Source organism: Deinococcus humi (assembly GCF_014201875.1).
Classification (GTDB): domain Bacteria; phylum Deinococcota; class Deinococci; order Deinococcales; family Deinococcaceae; genus Deinococcus; species Deinococcus humi.
In genome coordinates this window covers 1-14,423 of the sequence record NZ_JACHFL010000016.1, presented here as the reverse complement: position 1 = coordinate 14,423, position 14,423 = coordinate 1, and the positions used below count along the sequence as shown (strand labels likewise).

The following is a 14,423-nucleotide window of genomic DNA, read 5'->3' as shown; positions in this document are numbered from 1 at the left end:
ATGGGGAAATAGGGAAACACAACAATATGGACAGCACTCTGTCTACACCCCTCTGGAATCCGACGTGGGCAGGGAAGATCCTTTAATGTTTTCCAATGATTTAGATCGTGCCAGAGGGCAAAAACCCTATATTGATTCCATGACGGCCAACCTACAACGCCCACTGGAAGCCCATGGCCCACTCCACCCTACCTGCTGTTGATCTCCACCTGCTCAGTCAGGCCCTCAACGCGAGCGTCAACGGCGCCGTTATCGCCGACGCACAGCAACCGGACCTCCCCATCATTTATGTCAATCCAGCCTTCGAGCAACTCAGTGGCTATCCGGCGTCCGAGATTATCGGGCGCAATTGCCGCTTGCTCCAGGGCCAGGACCCCAACCCCGTCCCCAGGGCAGCCATTAGGGCGGCCATCAGGGAAGGGCGCAGCACCACCACCCTGCTGCGCAACTATCGTCCGGACGGCACCCTCTTCTACAACGAGTTGACCATCAGCCCCATCCGGGACGCGGCGGGAACCGTCACCCACTTCTTTGGCTTCCAGATGGACGTGACGGTGCGGGAAAAGACCTCCGCCCTAATGATTCGCCTCCAGGCGGTCACCGCACAACTGGCGGCTGTACGGAGCGAGCAGGCAGCCATTGACATCATTCTGGGAGAGGTCCTGGACACCATTGGGGCCGTCGGTGGCACCGTGCTGCTGGTCCAAGACACAGACCTCCTGGTCGCGGCGCGGCGTGGTCACTCAGATGCCAGTCTCTGGCAAGACGGGCGTCTTGGGGACGCGACTCCTGCGGCGGACGTTCTGCATTCAGGCCAGCCGCTGTTTTTCCGGGACAGCGGGCAACTGGCTGCAGCCTATCCAACCCTTGAGGCACACACGGGCGGGGTGGCGGCCGTGGCCAGCGCCGTGTTCCCAATGGAGGAGAGCGGGTTTCCGCTGGGAGTTCTTGTGCTGGACTTCCACGAGCCGCACGAGTTCGCCCCGGACGAAAGCTTTTTCCTGCTGACCCTGGCCTCACAGTGTGCGCTGGCCCTGAGCCGGATCCGCTTAGCGGCCATCGTGGAACAGCAGGTTAAAGACCGCACCGCTGAACTCCAGGCCCAGCGGGAGCTGCTGCAGGCCTCGAACGAGGCCCTGGAAGCGTTCACATACTCGGTTTCACACGATCTGCGCACCCCAGTGCGACATATCATCAGCTTCGGAGACCTGTTGCGCCGTTCGCTGCCGGAATCGCTGGACGAGAAGTCTGAGCGGTACTTTGGGATCGTCAAGGCCGCCGCCAATCACCTGGAGACCATGATCGACGGCATGCTCAATGTCTCGCGGGCCTCGCGTCAGCCGCTCAAAGCGGAGCCGGTAAAACTGGGACGGGTCTTCCAAGCGGTCCATCAGAAAGTCAAAGTGGCCCAGCCACAGCGCCAGATCGACTGGCAGATCAGTGACCTGCCCACCGTCATGGGGGACACCGAATTGTTGCGCCGCGTGATCACCGCCCTGGTGGACAACGCAGTGAAGTACACCCGTGCCCGGGACCGAGCCCTGATCAAGGTATGGGCGGAGGACCGTGGGCAGAGCTGGGCGGTGCTCGTGCGGGACAACGGTGTGGGCTTCAATCCGCAGTACGGCGACAAGCTGTTCACGATGTTTCAGCGGCTGCATCGTCTAGAGGAGTACGAGGGGGCGGCCGTAAGTCTGGCCAACGCGCGGCGCATCATGACCCGGCATGGGGGAACTATGCTGGCCGAGGGGCAGCCGGGGGTGGGGGCCACGTTCGGCTTTACGTTGCCGAAAGTGTTGATCGCCGAACCTTGATCCTGTCAGGCTTCACTGGTCCCTCCTCTTGTACAGGCGCACAATAAAATGGATGGATCCGTCCCCCCCTCCTATGCCTTTGCTCCCCAGCCTGGTTCTCCGGGTAGCACACACGGCCGAACTGTCCCCTGATATCCGCGCAATTATTCGAGAACTTCTCGATCTTACCTTCGACAGTGACTTCAATGACGACGATTGGGATCATGCTCTGGGTGGCCTCCACACGCTTGCTTTTCTCGAGGAAAGGCTGGTGGGGCACGCGGCCCTGGTCCAGCGCGCCTTCCTCCTGGGTGAGGTCCCTCAACGGGTGGGGTACCTCGAAGCGATGGGCATTCACCCGGACTGTCAGCGGCAGGGCATCGGTCGGGCGATCATGGAGCGAATCAACCACCAGGTGGCGTGGGGCTACGACTTCGGGGCACTATCGACAAGCGCTGCAGGCCTGGGGCTCTATCGCTCGTGCGCCTGGGAGGTATGGCAGGGGCCACTGAGCGTGATGACGTCCTTGGGACTGCGCGCCACTCCGGAAGAGGAGGATGGAGTGCTGGTGTATGCCCCTGCGGGCGGGGTTGATCTGCACCTTTCTCTAACCTGCGAGTTTCGCAGGGGAGATGTCTGGTAACACCACCCTCATTTCCGCAGAGGGCTTGACAGCATTTCTTCAGAAACAACCTGATCTCGGCCAAACTGCACCACGTGTGGTCGAATGCCACGCGCCTCCGCAGACTGGAAATTCTGTCCCGTGAGCGGGAATCCCGCGAGGCAACTAGGGCAGAGAAAGCCACCTTGCAAGCGACGCTGCGGGCTCAGCCCGAGCGCACTGCTGCTTTAGAAGGGCTGCTGACCGAATCTTTCAGGGTTGCCTGTCAGGCCCCCAGCGTGTTGCCTGATACTCCCTGTGCTCCTTCTCTCTGACTTGAGGTGCTCTTTGACAGACGTTTAGCCCCGGATCAAGCCAACGCTTCGCCCCGCCGCTTCCAGATCGCCTCCTTGGCATGCACGACCACGCAGGCTTACTGATGGCTCCAAGAGTAGCTTCTGGGTGTGGAGATGTCCCAGAAGCACAGCCTGTTGGATTTTGTGTCAGGGCGTCAGCCACGCCTTCGAGGATCTCCATCAGGTCTCTGCCCTTGACCGGGGGCGCAGAGACGGACTCGTCGGGGCCGAATTTCCTCGGTGACCTCCCCAAATCTGTCGCGCCTGTTTTTCACGCTCCATTTCGTTCACAAGCTCTTAATCGGGCCTATGTCAGAGCCGTGTCACGTCGTCCCAGCCAGAGTGAATCTGAATGCTGGCCTCTCTTCCCCGTTCGTTACTGGTCAGCTTGACCATGTTGCTGCTGAGCGCCGGGCTGCACACTGGCTGGCTGGTGTTTCGCTGGGGCGATGCGGCGGCGCAGGAGTGGTATTCCGATTTGCATTATCTGCTGGTGGCTGGACTATTTCTGGTCGTGGTGGCTCAGCTGTTTCACCGTAGAACCGAGGGACTCCGGGTGGCCTTCCTCTGGCTTCTCGCACACGCCCTTGTGCGCTTCGGCGCAGAGTCGGTCTGGGTTTTCCTTGAACTGATCGTCAAAGTGCCGCCCTTCCCGTCTGTAGCGGATGGGTTGTATTTTCTGGCCTATCTGCTGCAGGGGGGCGCGTTTCTGGCGCTCGCACGTCAGCCTTTGCGGAGTATGTCGACTGCCCGCCTGGCACTCGACAGCCTGATCGTGGTGGGCGCGGTCGGTGTCTTTTCCTGGTACCTCTTCCTCGCCCAGATCGCCAGCAATCCGGGTGAGCCGCTCCTGACCCGGCTGGTGTCACTCGCCTACCCGATCTTTGACCTCTTCCTGCTGAGCCTGCTCCTCCTCGCCGTCTTTCGCACGCAGCGGCTGCGTCCCCATGAGGTGCTGTTCGCCTTCGGCCTGGGATTGAATATTGTGGGCGACTACTTGTTTGCCTACTTCACCTACACGGGCACCTATGCCACCGGCAATCCAATTGACGCGCTGTGGGCCTGGAGCTTCGTCATTGAGGGCTTCGGTGCCGCACTCGCGATGCGGAGTGCACCTCAGGAACAGCGCGGTGTGGGCGCCCTGCAACTCAATGCCACACTGTTGGCTCCCTACCTGGCGTTATTATCGTCGTTCGCGTTGCTCCTGAGGGTATATGAGGCCCGCTCGCTTGCCGCAACCGGGGCGTTGTGGGGCACCGCCCTGGTGACCTTGCTGGTCATGGTGCGCCAGATCGTGATGTTCGCCGACAACGCCCGCCTTCATCGCGCCTTGGCTGCCCGTGAAGCGCAGGTGGCCCACCTGGCGCTTCACGACGCTTTGACCGAACTTCCCAACCGCCGTGCGCTGATGATGCAGCTGCATGATGCTGTGCGCTGCGCGCAAGTCGCCGGTTCCCGCCTGGCGGTGCTGTTCATCGACCTCGACGGCTTCAAGCGCATCAACGACACCCTGGGCCACGCGGCCGGAGACACCACGCTCAAAGAGATTGCAGGCCGGCTGCGCAGCCACGTCCCCCCGGAAGCCCATGTCGCTCGGTTGAGTGGCGATGAGTTCGCTGTCGTACTGCCTGATTTGCCGGATACAGAAGCGCCAGTAAGGGTAGGACGGCGGCTGCTCGCCGCCCTTGACGAGCCCTTCATCCTGGATGGGACCTCCGTTAACGTCGGAGCTTCGATTGGTGTGGGCATCTGGCCTGACCATGCATCTGATTCCGAGGAGCTGCTTGGCAGCGCGGACGCCGCCATGTATCACGTCAAGGCACATGGGAAACACGATGTGCAGCTGTTTTCGCCCGACTTAGACGCCCATCGGCGGGCTCGTCAGGGGTTGGAGTGCGCCCTTCGTGGAGCGCTGGACCGCAATGAAGTTTCGCTGCGCTACCAACCGTTGTGTGACCTCGCCGGCAAGGTGGTGGGGGCAGAGGCGCTGATGCGCTGGAAACATCTGGAACTGGGAGAAGTGTCCCCAGAACGCTTTATTCCGGTAGCCGAGGATCTGGGCTTGATTGTTCCATTCGGCGAATGGGTCTTGCGCGAGGCCTGCCGTCAGGCAGCAGAGTGGCGCCTTCAGGGATTGACGCTGCGCATCGCCGTCAACGTATCGCCTGCCCAGCTCGCTTGTGCTGATTTTCCGGACCAGGTGTGGGCCGCCCTGGCCCGTGCCCAGCTGCCTGCTGAAGCCTTGGAGCTGGAAATTACCGAACGCCTCGTGGTGCAGGATGGAGCGCAGACCGCCGGCGTGCTGGAGACCCTCGGGCGCCAGGGCGTGAGGATCGTCATTGACGATTTCGGCGTGGGTCATTCGGCCCTCGCATATTTGCTGCGTCTCCCCATTACCGGCCTCAAAATCGACCGGAGCTTCGTGCAGCAGCTTCAGGGAAGAGGTAACTCCGAACAGGGGACAGAACGCGTGGTGCAGGCAGTCACAAGTCTGGCGCATAGTCTGGGCCTGAGTGTGGTGGCTGAGGGGATAGAGACCGTCTCACAGCGCCAGCGCGTGCACGACCTGGGCTGTGACTATCTTCAGGGGTATCTGCTGGCTCCCCCCCTGACACCCTCCGACTTTGAAAGCTGGTGGCGAGCGCATGAGGTCCAGCGGCAACGTGAGCAGAACGCGGGCCAGTCGGCACACTTGCAAGCCGCAGAGCTTCCACCCGGTAAGTCGATTCTCGCAAGCAGATAATGTGCACTGCTCGTGAAGAGATCGAGCCCAAGACCCTGAGCAATGGCTTCCTGCCCCTGCTTAAGCTTCAAGACGCCCCCCACCCAAAAGGCGGGGCTTTACTGACAAGCGCGTCAGTTACGACTGAAGCGCTATTCGCCGCGGTTATGTTCATGGGAAGGCCAGCCGCTCGTCGTCTCGTGCGGCCACCAGGATTTTCGAGCCAGCGACATACTGAGGCATGTTGACTATTGGCTCACTGGTCTGGGGCGTGACTGACCTGCAACGCGCCATTGCCTTCTGGACAGCGGCGCTAAATTACCGGCTCCGGAATGAACCAGACGACGATTGGGCCGTCCTGATCCCACAAGCAGGTCACGGAGCGCAGTTGGCGTTGAAGGTGGTGACGTCAGACAAAGCGAAACGGCACCATCTGGACCTGTATGCAACGGATCAGGCCGCAGAAGTCGAGCGACTGCTGGAGCTAGGAGCGCAACGCGTCGCGTGGCACTACGGCAAAGATCCCGATTTCGTGGTGCTCAGAGACCCAGATGGGAACAACTTTTGTGTGGTTCAGAAATAGCGATCTGGACTGGCGTGGAGGTCTGTTGAGGTTACCTCTCGATGACGACTGATGCGGACGTGGTTCGAGAGCGTCCCAGTAATCAGAGCACTCGCCACTGGGGCCCCCTTTGCGCCGCCAACACTCCGAGGCAATGCACGAATCAGCGAGGTCCATGTACGGTAGGCACACTGGCACCCGCCCTCAGACTGCACAATAGAGAAGACCATGAAAAAACCAGTGATGACCGCGTTCTTGCTTGCCTCCGCTGCCCTGGCCCAGACCTCCCCAGCGTCCACGGCGCCCATGACAGGCATGGACATGCCCCCGGCCATCAAGGCCGACAGCGCCGGGAAAACGGTGCAGGTGACCTTCGTGGCCGGCCACGGCATGAACAACAACGGCCTGAACTACAATGGCGATGCCAAAGGCGAAAAGACCCTGACCGTGCCCCTCGGGTGGACCGTGGAGGTCAACTTGAACAACGCGGGCCGTATGCCGCACGACTTTGCCGTGATCGCCGGCAGCACGTTGCCAGCCGAGCCCTTTAAGGCTCCTCTGGCCTTCGCCAACGCACAAACCCCAGTCATCCCACCCGCCGGTGCCACGGAGGCCCCTGCCAAGTTCGTCGCCAACCGTTCGGGCACCTACTTCATTCTGTGCCGGGTTGGCAAACACGCGCAGAACGGCATGTACGTGAAGATGCAGGTCGTCGATGGCGCCAAGGCTGTCGCTTACAAGTAACGGCACAAAGCAGAGACGTCCGACTGATCCGAGCGTCAAGACCTACCTAATTACCGTCCCACAGAGCGTGGGGCTTTTTTTGGTGCGGACTGTTGAACAGATCTAAACCCCTCTGGTGCTCCTCACCAGGGTGGCTCTCACTCGGCTGGAGATGCGGGACGGCTCTCTTCTTGGTCTGAGTCGGAGCGCCTGTCGCCTGCCCAGGCCCGCGATTTTGCTTGCGACCACCTATCCTTTATGGCTCGGACGACGTCACTCCAATATTCGATCTGGCCATCGAACATCGGCCCATAACAACTTCAAGGGCTGGGCAGCTTTCTGGGTTGAGCTCCCCCGGTACGTCCCTGCACTCTTTGAGGGTTTCTGTTTCGTGGCACGGACGACGGAGCTTCTGTATGGAATGCCAGTCTATTGCGTCAGCGTAACCATTAGGGGATTGAGCTGTGTTACAGCTCTCTTATCAAAAAGACACCGTTCAGTCCACCCTATGGAAGGGAGGCAAAACGATCCACAACAAGAAGGCCACCAGCCGCGCTGCCCGCTGCTCTCAAAGGCTGGTCTATCTCTTGAAACCTGATGATCGGTTGCCTGCCCCATTCCGCTTGCTGGTCAGAGAGCCAGTCTACCTGACCGAACTGTGTTGCACAAAGAGCCGTTCGTGGGCAGCATATCGAGGTTTTAAGAAGGCGTGATTGTCATGATCAAACGCAGATAGGAGGGGCATACACTTCCTGCATGAGCGCTTTCCCGACTTGCAAACATGACGTGCTGGCGCATATTCGTCAGAAGCCTTCGACGCGCAGCACGGCCGCTGATTTGGCCAAGACTCTTTCTGGCTGGCCGCACAACGAAATTGATGCCGCTCTGTACGAACTCGAACATGAGGGCATGATCGCCCGAGAAGTCGAGAGCACCAACGGTGGGGCTCCGCCCACAAGGACCTATTGGTACGTGATCACCACCTAACCCAGATGCCCAACAGCACCATCGGCTGTTTTTCGCTTCTTGACGCTGTTCTGTTCAGCCTATATCTAAAGCTTCATTGCTATGACCCTAGACCAGAACCAAGAGAATCAATTTGACGCGAAATCTCTTTTCTCTCCTGCCATGCTGACAGCACACAGATACAACTTTCATGCGGTTCCCAATCGCGTCCTGTCATGTTCCTAGGAGAAGTATGTCAGTTAAAGTGCGGAGTGCTGCCATCATGCTTGGAGACGCCCTTCTCTTGTCTTCCTGCAGCCGGTCCACCATTCCTCTGGCCAGCCTTCCCTCCAGCCCCGCCTCCCTAACTGTGTTGGGCGTTCAAGTGCCCACCACCCTCCCCTTCAATCCCTCATTGACCGCGATGGCATTGCTATCACGCCGCTGGTCATAGACCCCACGATCAACAGTCCATTGGTGAAAGCGGTGCAACAGGCGGACGGCAAGACTGTGGCAGCCACGAGCTTCGAGCAGGATGACGTGCTGATCTATCCAGGCATCTACGACAAGAATGGGAAATAGAAGAACTGCTGCCGTCCAGAGCGTCCTTCAGAGCGGCTGGGTTCAGTGTTGGAGGTCAGCTGACCTACCAGCAGGACGGCAAAGAGCTCATTCCTGGCAATGACACAGCCTCGGGCTAGTTTACGTTCACGTTCGCCGTGGCATGACTGCTCCGCTAGACCTCGAGCTCCATGGTCTGGAGTTCAAGAGTTCGACTTGCAGATGATCTTGACTGGGTCGGGGTCATGGAAACAGGGAGCTTTGGGAAGGCAGGCCGTCTGAATTTCAGACAGCCTGCCTTCTTGTTTCGCGCTACAGCGTGAAGGCCGCCAGTCGCTGGTGTAGGGGTTAGTTAGAAAGACTCTCCTGAGGTACCTGATCTCGGTACTTCTCCATGTTCTCCAGCCCCACTTCGATCTCCTGGATGACGGGCGCAAGACTGGCGATGCCTGCCGTGAGGTCGTCACGCAGGGTTTGCTCGCCGAGAACGAAGAGCTGTTCGTATTCGGCGGCGTCCGGGAGATAAGGGAACACCGGGTGAGCCAGGGCTCGGGCGCAGAGCGCTTCGAAATGTTGGACGAGCCCTTTGATGTCTTCCGCCAGTTGTCCAATGGTCTTCTCTTCCACAGCGGAACTCTACCCACCAGAAGGTGGCGACTCCACCGCAAACCGCGAACTCCCGCCAGAGATCAACTTGAGATTTAAGTCAGGAGCTCTTTGAGCAGTTCGCCGACATCCTGCTCGATCTGTCTCGACGAAAGACTCTCGAGGTGATAGGTGCGAGAGAAAGGCAAGGAGACCGTGGGATGGCTGGCGGTGGTATATTGACCCGCAAGCTCAATGATATCGGTGTTCAGCGCCAAATCTGCTTTCAAAAAAGCATGGACCCAGCGATCACCACGTCCAGGCAGCCAGGTTTCCATTCGGGCCTCGGTGGCGTAGCTCATGTACTCCTGGCTCTTGATTTCTGCATTTCCTTTGAGCGTGGAGGCAATGATGGCTTCGAGACTCCAGAAGGCCTGGTGAAACGTCGCAACGAATTTGGTCATTCGTTCAACCCCTCGTTCACGGGACATGGCCTCCGCTCTGGGTTGATCGGTCAACCAGCCTGTGCGGACCGCCGCATTGTGCTCGGTCTGGGCTTTCAACTCGGCCAGTGTTTCTTTGTCCATAAATCACTTTCTCCAATCAGGCAGCGGATGAGGCTCTTTCAGTCTTTTCGTATAGCTCAAGCGCCTGCCGCACGCCCATCTCCGCAATGCTCTCGGCGGACAGCTGATCATCCGCGGCTTCCACAAAATTAGTCCAATGCGTGATGTGACCGTCGAACTTCAAGCCGTAACGCACCTGAATGCCTAGCCGTGGCTCGAACGTTGAGATGGGTGGGAAGTTTCTGCGTTCTCTGATGATCTCGCTGTGGTGGTCCAAATAAGAAAACTTACGAATGGCGACTTTTCCCATGCATTGAGGCTAGTCAGACGTGATTTCAGACACATCACAACACCCTCCATGACTAAACGTTCAAGTGTCGTTAAAGGGCGTATTAAGGTGACGCCCGACAAGGTGTCCAACATCTGTGCCTATTGACTACCGCCTGTTCATTGAAGCGGGAGGTGCTTCTCTTCCCCAACTTAGGAGGTGACCCGCCCAAGCACAACCGGGGCCGATCCCTATTGCCCATACCCTGAACTCTGATCGGGCTGCCGCGATTCTGGTGGACGCGGCCTTCCCCGGAGATGAGAGGGCGGCGAAAAAATCGAAGATCGCTACCAGGACAGTTGAAAATTACCGCGTCCGGCTGAAATCCGATGCCAAACTTTCGAAACTTTTCGCCCGCAGATGGGGCGTCGCCGAGGGCAGCTGGATCAGGGGCTCCACCGCGCCCTGCGGAGCACCCTGCACAAGGCCACCATGATCGTCGAGTGCATTGAGCCGATGGTCACCGTCAGAGACCCTGAAAGCGGGTTCCAGCAACAGCAGGTCAACCTGCCCGCCCTGCGAACCCTGATCGCCGCGGGCAAGGACCTGGGCGAGATCGCGCTGGCCCTGGAGGTACTCAATGCTGGGGATGCTGACCAGAATGGAAACGCTCCAGCGCAAGGCTCGAGCCTGGAAAACCGCCCGCCGATCCCGAACTGAAGGGGCAACCCTCCGCACCCTGAGCCAGTACTGGCAGGCCTGGTATCCGCGCTATCAGCTGGCCCCGCATATCGCGCTGCTGATTGAACAGCAAGACCGAAATGGTGAAAGCCTGGATGGAGTGGATGTTCGGGTAGCATCCGGATGCCGAAGCCATCTATGCCAGCTACGCAGTTCGGCTCGCCCGCACCAGCAGTCGCAATGAGGGGGCCTTCCCAATGTTCTTCCCACACGTGCGTCTGACGGATGACGCCCAGGGAGCAACCGATTGGGGCACCAACTTGAAAGGTTTCTTCCAGGCCGCAGGCGTCGGCTGCTCGATCACCGGGATGGGCGCCTTTGTGGCCGTCATTGACGATCCTCTCAAGGACGGCAGCAGCATCCAAGGTGATCCGGGAGGGAGTCTGGGAGTGGTTTACGTCCGCGCTTGTGACTCGCCTGGCTCCCGGCGCCCGGGTGGTCCTGACGCACACGCGCTGGCACCCGGATGACTTGGCGGGGCACGTCCTGGCGCGTACCGAGGAAGGCGAGGACGCGGAGCTGAGCGGGCCGGCCTGGCAGTAACTGCCTGTTGCTGGGCGGATCTGAATGTAAAGGTGCGCAGGCCTGACCAGCTAGTTTGAACTGGCTGGGATGGGTATCCTGGGCGGCATTGCGTTGGTGATCAACCGTTTCGGCATCGCCAACCTGATGCGCTTGAACGGTGTGCCCCGGAGTTATGGCCTTAGTTGGAGCACGGCGGCCTAAGCGACGCAGCTCTGGACGCCATGCCTGGCAGCTCGGCAACCTGATGAATGCGAGCGGCATCACGCACGATCCCAATCTAAAGGCCAGCCTGCCCCAGAAGCTGAGCCCGCCGAGCGGGCGGACTCAGAGTTGGGCCCTGGCACCAGTCCCGGAGGGCAATAAATCAATGTAGGCCCTCAGCCGTTTGATAGCCACTTCCTGATCGTTCAGGTCTGCGTAAGTCGTCTCGCTGTCTCCCAGGGCGGCGTTTGTGCAGTCCTTACCGTTCAGTCGGGCCATCCATGACCACTGCCTGGCATCTGGGACATCCCCGCCTACGTTGCGCGACTCATCATGCCACAGTTCCAGCACCACTTGATACCCGTTTCGCCGTTCCCAGAACGCGTTTTTGGTTGCCATATCACCATGAATATCAGGCTGCTTCACGGTAAAGAGGAGAGCCACCTTGAACAATTCGCAATTTCTTAGATGCATCCTTTCGGGGGGAGTGTGGTCGATCACTCCATTGTCCCTGGACACGCCTAGAACCAGACCACCGGATGCGACGCTCAACGCCCAACTCGACAATCTGATGAATGTGGGCGGCAATCACGCACGATCCCAATTCAGAGGCGATCCTGCGTCAGAAGCTGGGCCTTCTGGGGCGGGAGACTGACGACGATCAAAAGGATCCGGATACGAAGGCACCTGCCTGGGTCTGGGGCGCAGTCCATCCATATATGCCCATACTCGCCGCTGTGCTTCATCTCGCTCTTCTGCGGAGGAATAGCTGGGAAAGTTGAAGGCCGGATGAGTCTGGTTCTGGTGCTCAAGGTCCACGGCCAGATGCCAGGGGCCGGCATCGGGCGCGGCTCCTCTTGTGGCAGAGGGCGTCTCATCCCGAACGAGTCGCAATCGGAGGATGTAGCCGTTACGCACTTCAAGTGAGAACACGTCTTGGTACTGGAATCTGGACCCATCGGGGCCATCGTGCCCTTCGGGTTCAAGCACAGCACGGCATAGCCCCAAAGCGGTTAATCTTTTCCTGTCCCACAATTTAACCGACCGGGTGAAGTCGGCACGGGTAACCCCGGACATGGAGGTTTGGGGCTTTCGCGTGCCTGTTTTACCGCTCCGTGAAGCCTGCTGTGCGGCTGCCGCGCGGCTCAGCCGAGAAGCGAGACGCCGCACGGGCCTTATTCGCTCCCCGCTCGCCACCATGCGCAGCGGGAGCAAACCGGTGCCCAGTTCCTGATCAGCTGGCCCCTGGGTTCGGAGGCTCAATCGTGACCGGGTCCCTGACCGAGCAGATTCACGGGGACGCCCACCCCGAGCTGGACGTCTTGTGCGCCGAGCTGGGCCAGCAGGTCACCCTGCACGCCTAGCAGGAACCGGTCGGCGCCGAGGGACCGGAACCATCTTTTTTCGAGGAGTATGACGCGGACAGCAACCCGATCAATCCGCTGCCCGACCATCCGACACCAGATACAAGGGAGCGGGGATTTTGCTCGGTACGTTCGGCCGCATCGCCACTCAGCTAGACGCCACCGAACGTGCTCACGCAGGCATTGGGGCGGACCTGCCAGTGCTAGTGTGCAAGGTCTACATCCATAAGTCTGCCCCGCTGACCACCCATGGGATGTTGCTGGTGGAAGGGGAATACGGCCCGAACCGCTGCGGCTGCGGCCTTTGGTGGACGCTGTTGATAAAGAGACTCAGCGCATGATGTGGGTGGTGTTGGGGCACGCGCAGAACGCACTGAGGCAGACCTGGCAACCCTACTTGGTCCGGTGAGTGAAGCCATGGGGGCAACTGTGTCCGGCTTCGTGAAAGAGAAGCCGGACCAGCCGGGCAGCGGTATCCGTCACCATGGAATGCCGAATCCCAGCAGGGCGCTTGGTGAATACCCTGCTCGCCTGTCTGGCAATTTCGTGGACTCTATCGGGCATGAAGCGGTGGACGCCTTGCATCGGGGCTGGCGGAAGCCATGAAGGCTGGCCTGCTGACCGGACCAGTCTGGACGGGCCGGCCAGCGTCGCGGGATGGACGCCCCCGCTGCATATCTGGGAGGGCATTGCATTGACCGGAGGGTTCAGGTGAGGAAAAAGGAAGTGCGACAGGGATGCCCTACGCCGAAGCCGCTCGGGCTTCCCTGGTTAGCCCTGATCAACTCCCTAAGCGAACAGCAGTGGACGGTCCATCTGCCAGTCAAGGTCACCAGCGGTCACATGCGTGATAAGGGCGCTGGTGCGCGCGAGCTGTGTTTCTCCTTCTACCAAGCTGCTCCATCGTCTATGCCATGCCCGTAAGTGTGTCCTCTCTCAGTCATCCTGCCCTCTCTACACTCTGGGTGTGAAGCCTCAGATGACTCTTCGAGATGCCACCCCTGATGACCTGCCGTTCATGCTCAGCTTGGCTCCTCGCCTTACCTCAACTGCACCTGCGTGGCGGGATCAAGCGCAGATGACGGCTGGGTACGAACCCTTGTTCAGGCAGGCACTCCACGAACCCGAAGAAGGATCGGCTGTTCTGGTGGCAGAGGGCACGGAGGGCCAACCACTGGGCTTTACACTGCTGTACTGGCATCCCACTGAACGTGGAGTGTTCATCAAGGACCTGGCTGTCACGGCCGATGCGGAGGGTAGTGGGGTAGCGCGATTCCTGATGGAAGCCATAGAGCGGTGGAGCCGCTCGAGGGGGGCTGTGGAGATCATGTTGAAGACCTCCTGGTACAACACGCGTGCCCGAAGCTTTTATGAGCGTGTCGGCTTTCAAGCCGATCACGTTGCTCTGGTGCGGCGCTTGGATTGAAGTCACCTCTCGCCCCTCACTTCCTCGGAGGGACCACCTGACAAGCTCAGCGCCGCTCAGTTCTCCTTCTGCTGCCCTTGACGCGGCTTTTTCATGTCACCGGGGCGGGGAGCCACTTGACGCACGGCCACTTGCGAAACCTGACGATTGCTAGGCGCAGGGGCTCGTCCCTTACCGACTCCAGCATTTATTTGGGGAGAAGATGCGGGCAGCTGTTTCTGGGATAACAGGTTTGGGGTGAAAACAGCAACCTGAATTTTATGCTGATGACCACATTTGCTGGTCTGCTCACTCTTTATTGACGTGAGTGGGTGACGGTTGTGTGACGGACCCTTTGGGACGATAGGGCCAGCGTACAGGAGAGCACGACGAGCGTCGCCTCCGGTACACCGCTACGTTCCGGAGGCCACTGCAGATGACCGTCAGCCGCCAAGCCGCACCTGATGACGCCATCCTCCACCAGCACCTGTTTGAGCATGCGGGG

13 protein-coding genes are annotated in these 14,423 nt (G+C 59.7%); 9 read left to right on the top strand and 4 right to left on the bottom strand.

Annotated features, from left to right (window positions below; translation table 11 throughout):
- Positions 1-173: 173 nt before the first annotated feature.
- From HNQ08_RS20980 to HNQ08_RS20955, 6 genes are all read left to right on the top strand, one after another.
- A complete protein-coding gene (locus HNQ08_RS20980) occupies positions 174-1,814 on the top strand; it encodes a PAS domain-containing protein (RefSeq protein WP_184136528.1) in 1,641 nt (546 codons plus the stop codon).
- 52 nt (positions 1,815-1,866) lie between these two features.
- Positions 1,867-2,436, top strand: coding sequence for a GNAT family N-acetyltransferase (locus HNQ08_RS20975; RefSeq protein WP_184136526.1), 570 nt, complete (start codon positions 1,867-1,869; stop codon positions 2,434-2,436).
- Positions 2,437-3,102: 666 nt separating this feature from the next.
- Positions 3,103-5,493, top strand: a complete 2,391-nt coding sequence (locus tag HNQ08_RS20970) for a putative bifunctional diguanylate cyclase/phosphodiesterase (protein ID WP_184136524.1) — start codon at positions 3,103-3,105, stop codon at positions 5,491-5,493.
- Positions 5,494-5,713: 220 nt separating this feature from the next.
- Positions 5,714-6,055, top strand: coding sequence for a VOC family protein (locus HNQ08_RS20965; protein ID WP_184136522.1), 342 nt, complete (start codon positions 5,714-5,716; stop codon positions 6,053-6,055).
- A gap of 207 nt (positions 6,056-6,262) precedes the next feature.
- Positions 6,263-6,778 (top strand): sulfocyanin-like copper-binding protein, encoded by a 516-nt coding sequence (locus HNQ08_RS20960; protein WP_184136520.1) that lies wholly within the window; start codon positions 6,263-6,265, stop codon positions 6,776-6,778.
- A 735-nt stretch (positions 6,779-7,513) separates the two neighbouring features.
- The gene (locus HNQ08_RS20955; protein WP_184136518.1) at positions 7,514-7,744 is read left to right on the top strand and encodes a hypothetical protein; all 231 of its coding nucleotides are present in this window, start codon (positions 7,514-7,516) and stop codon (positions 7,742-7,744) included.
- 867 nt (positions 7,745-8,611) lie between these two features.
- Here the strand turns inward: HNQ08_RS20955 and HNQ08_RS20950 are convergent.
- From HNQ08_RS20950 to HNQ08_RS20940, 3 genes are all read right to left on the bottom strand, one after another.
- The gene (locus HNQ08_RS20950) at positions 8,612-8,890 is read right to left on the bottom strand and encodes a hypothetical protein (RefSeq protein ID WP_184136516.1); all 279 of its coding nucleotides are present in this window, start codon (positions 8,888-8,890) and stop codon (positions 8,612-8,614) included.
- A gap of 74 nt (positions 8,891-8,964) precedes the next feature.
- Positions 8,965-9,435: a hypothetical protein gene (locus HNQ08_RS20945; RefSeq protein WP_184136514.1), complete on the bottom strand. Its 471-nt coding sequence runs from the start codon at positions 9,433-9,435 to the stop codon at positions 8,965-8,967.
- A 16-nt stretch (positions 9,436-9,451) separates the two neighbouring features.
- Positions 9,452-9,724: a hypothetical protein gene (locus tag HNQ08_RS20940; RefSeq protein WP_184136512.1), complete on the bottom strand. Its 273-nt coding sequence runs from the start codon at positions 9,722-9,724 to the stop codon at positions 9,452-9,454.
- A gap of 378 nt (positions 9,725-10,102) precedes the next feature.
- Here HNQ08_RS20940 and HNQ08_RS20935 point away from each other — a divergent pair, with 378 nt between their 5' ends.
- Entirely contained in the window at positions 10,103-10,402 is a 300-nt protein-coding gene (locus HNQ08_RS20935) for a hypothetical protein (RefSeq protein ID WP_184136510.1), read from the top strand.
- A gap of 429 nt (positions 10,403-10,831) precedes the next feature.
- Entirely contained in the window at positions 10,832-10,966 is a 135-nt protein-coding gene (locus tag HNQ08_RS28000; protein WP_268240026.1) for a hypothetical protein, read from the top strand.
- A gap of 306 nt (positions 10,967-11,272) precedes the next feature.
- Here the strand turns inward: HNQ08_RS28000 and HNQ08_RS20930 are convergent, their stop codons facing one another.
- Positions 11,273-11,575: a hypothetical protein gene (locus HNQ08_RS20930; RefSeq protein ID WP_184136508.1), complete on the bottom strand. Its 303-nt coding sequence runs from the start codon at positions 11,573-11,575 to the stop codon at positions 11,273-11,275.
- Positions 11,576-13,480: 1,905 nt separating this feature from the next.
- Between HNQ08_RS20930 and HNQ08_RS20925 the strand changes: the two genes are divergently transcribed.
- Positions 13,481-13,939 (top strand): GNAT family N-acetyltransferase, encoded by a 459-nt coding sequence (locus tag HNQ08_RS20925; protein WP_184136506.1) that lies wholly within the window; start codon positions 13,481-13,483, stop codon positions 13,937-13,939.
- Positions 13,940-14,423: the final 484 nt, after the last annotated feature.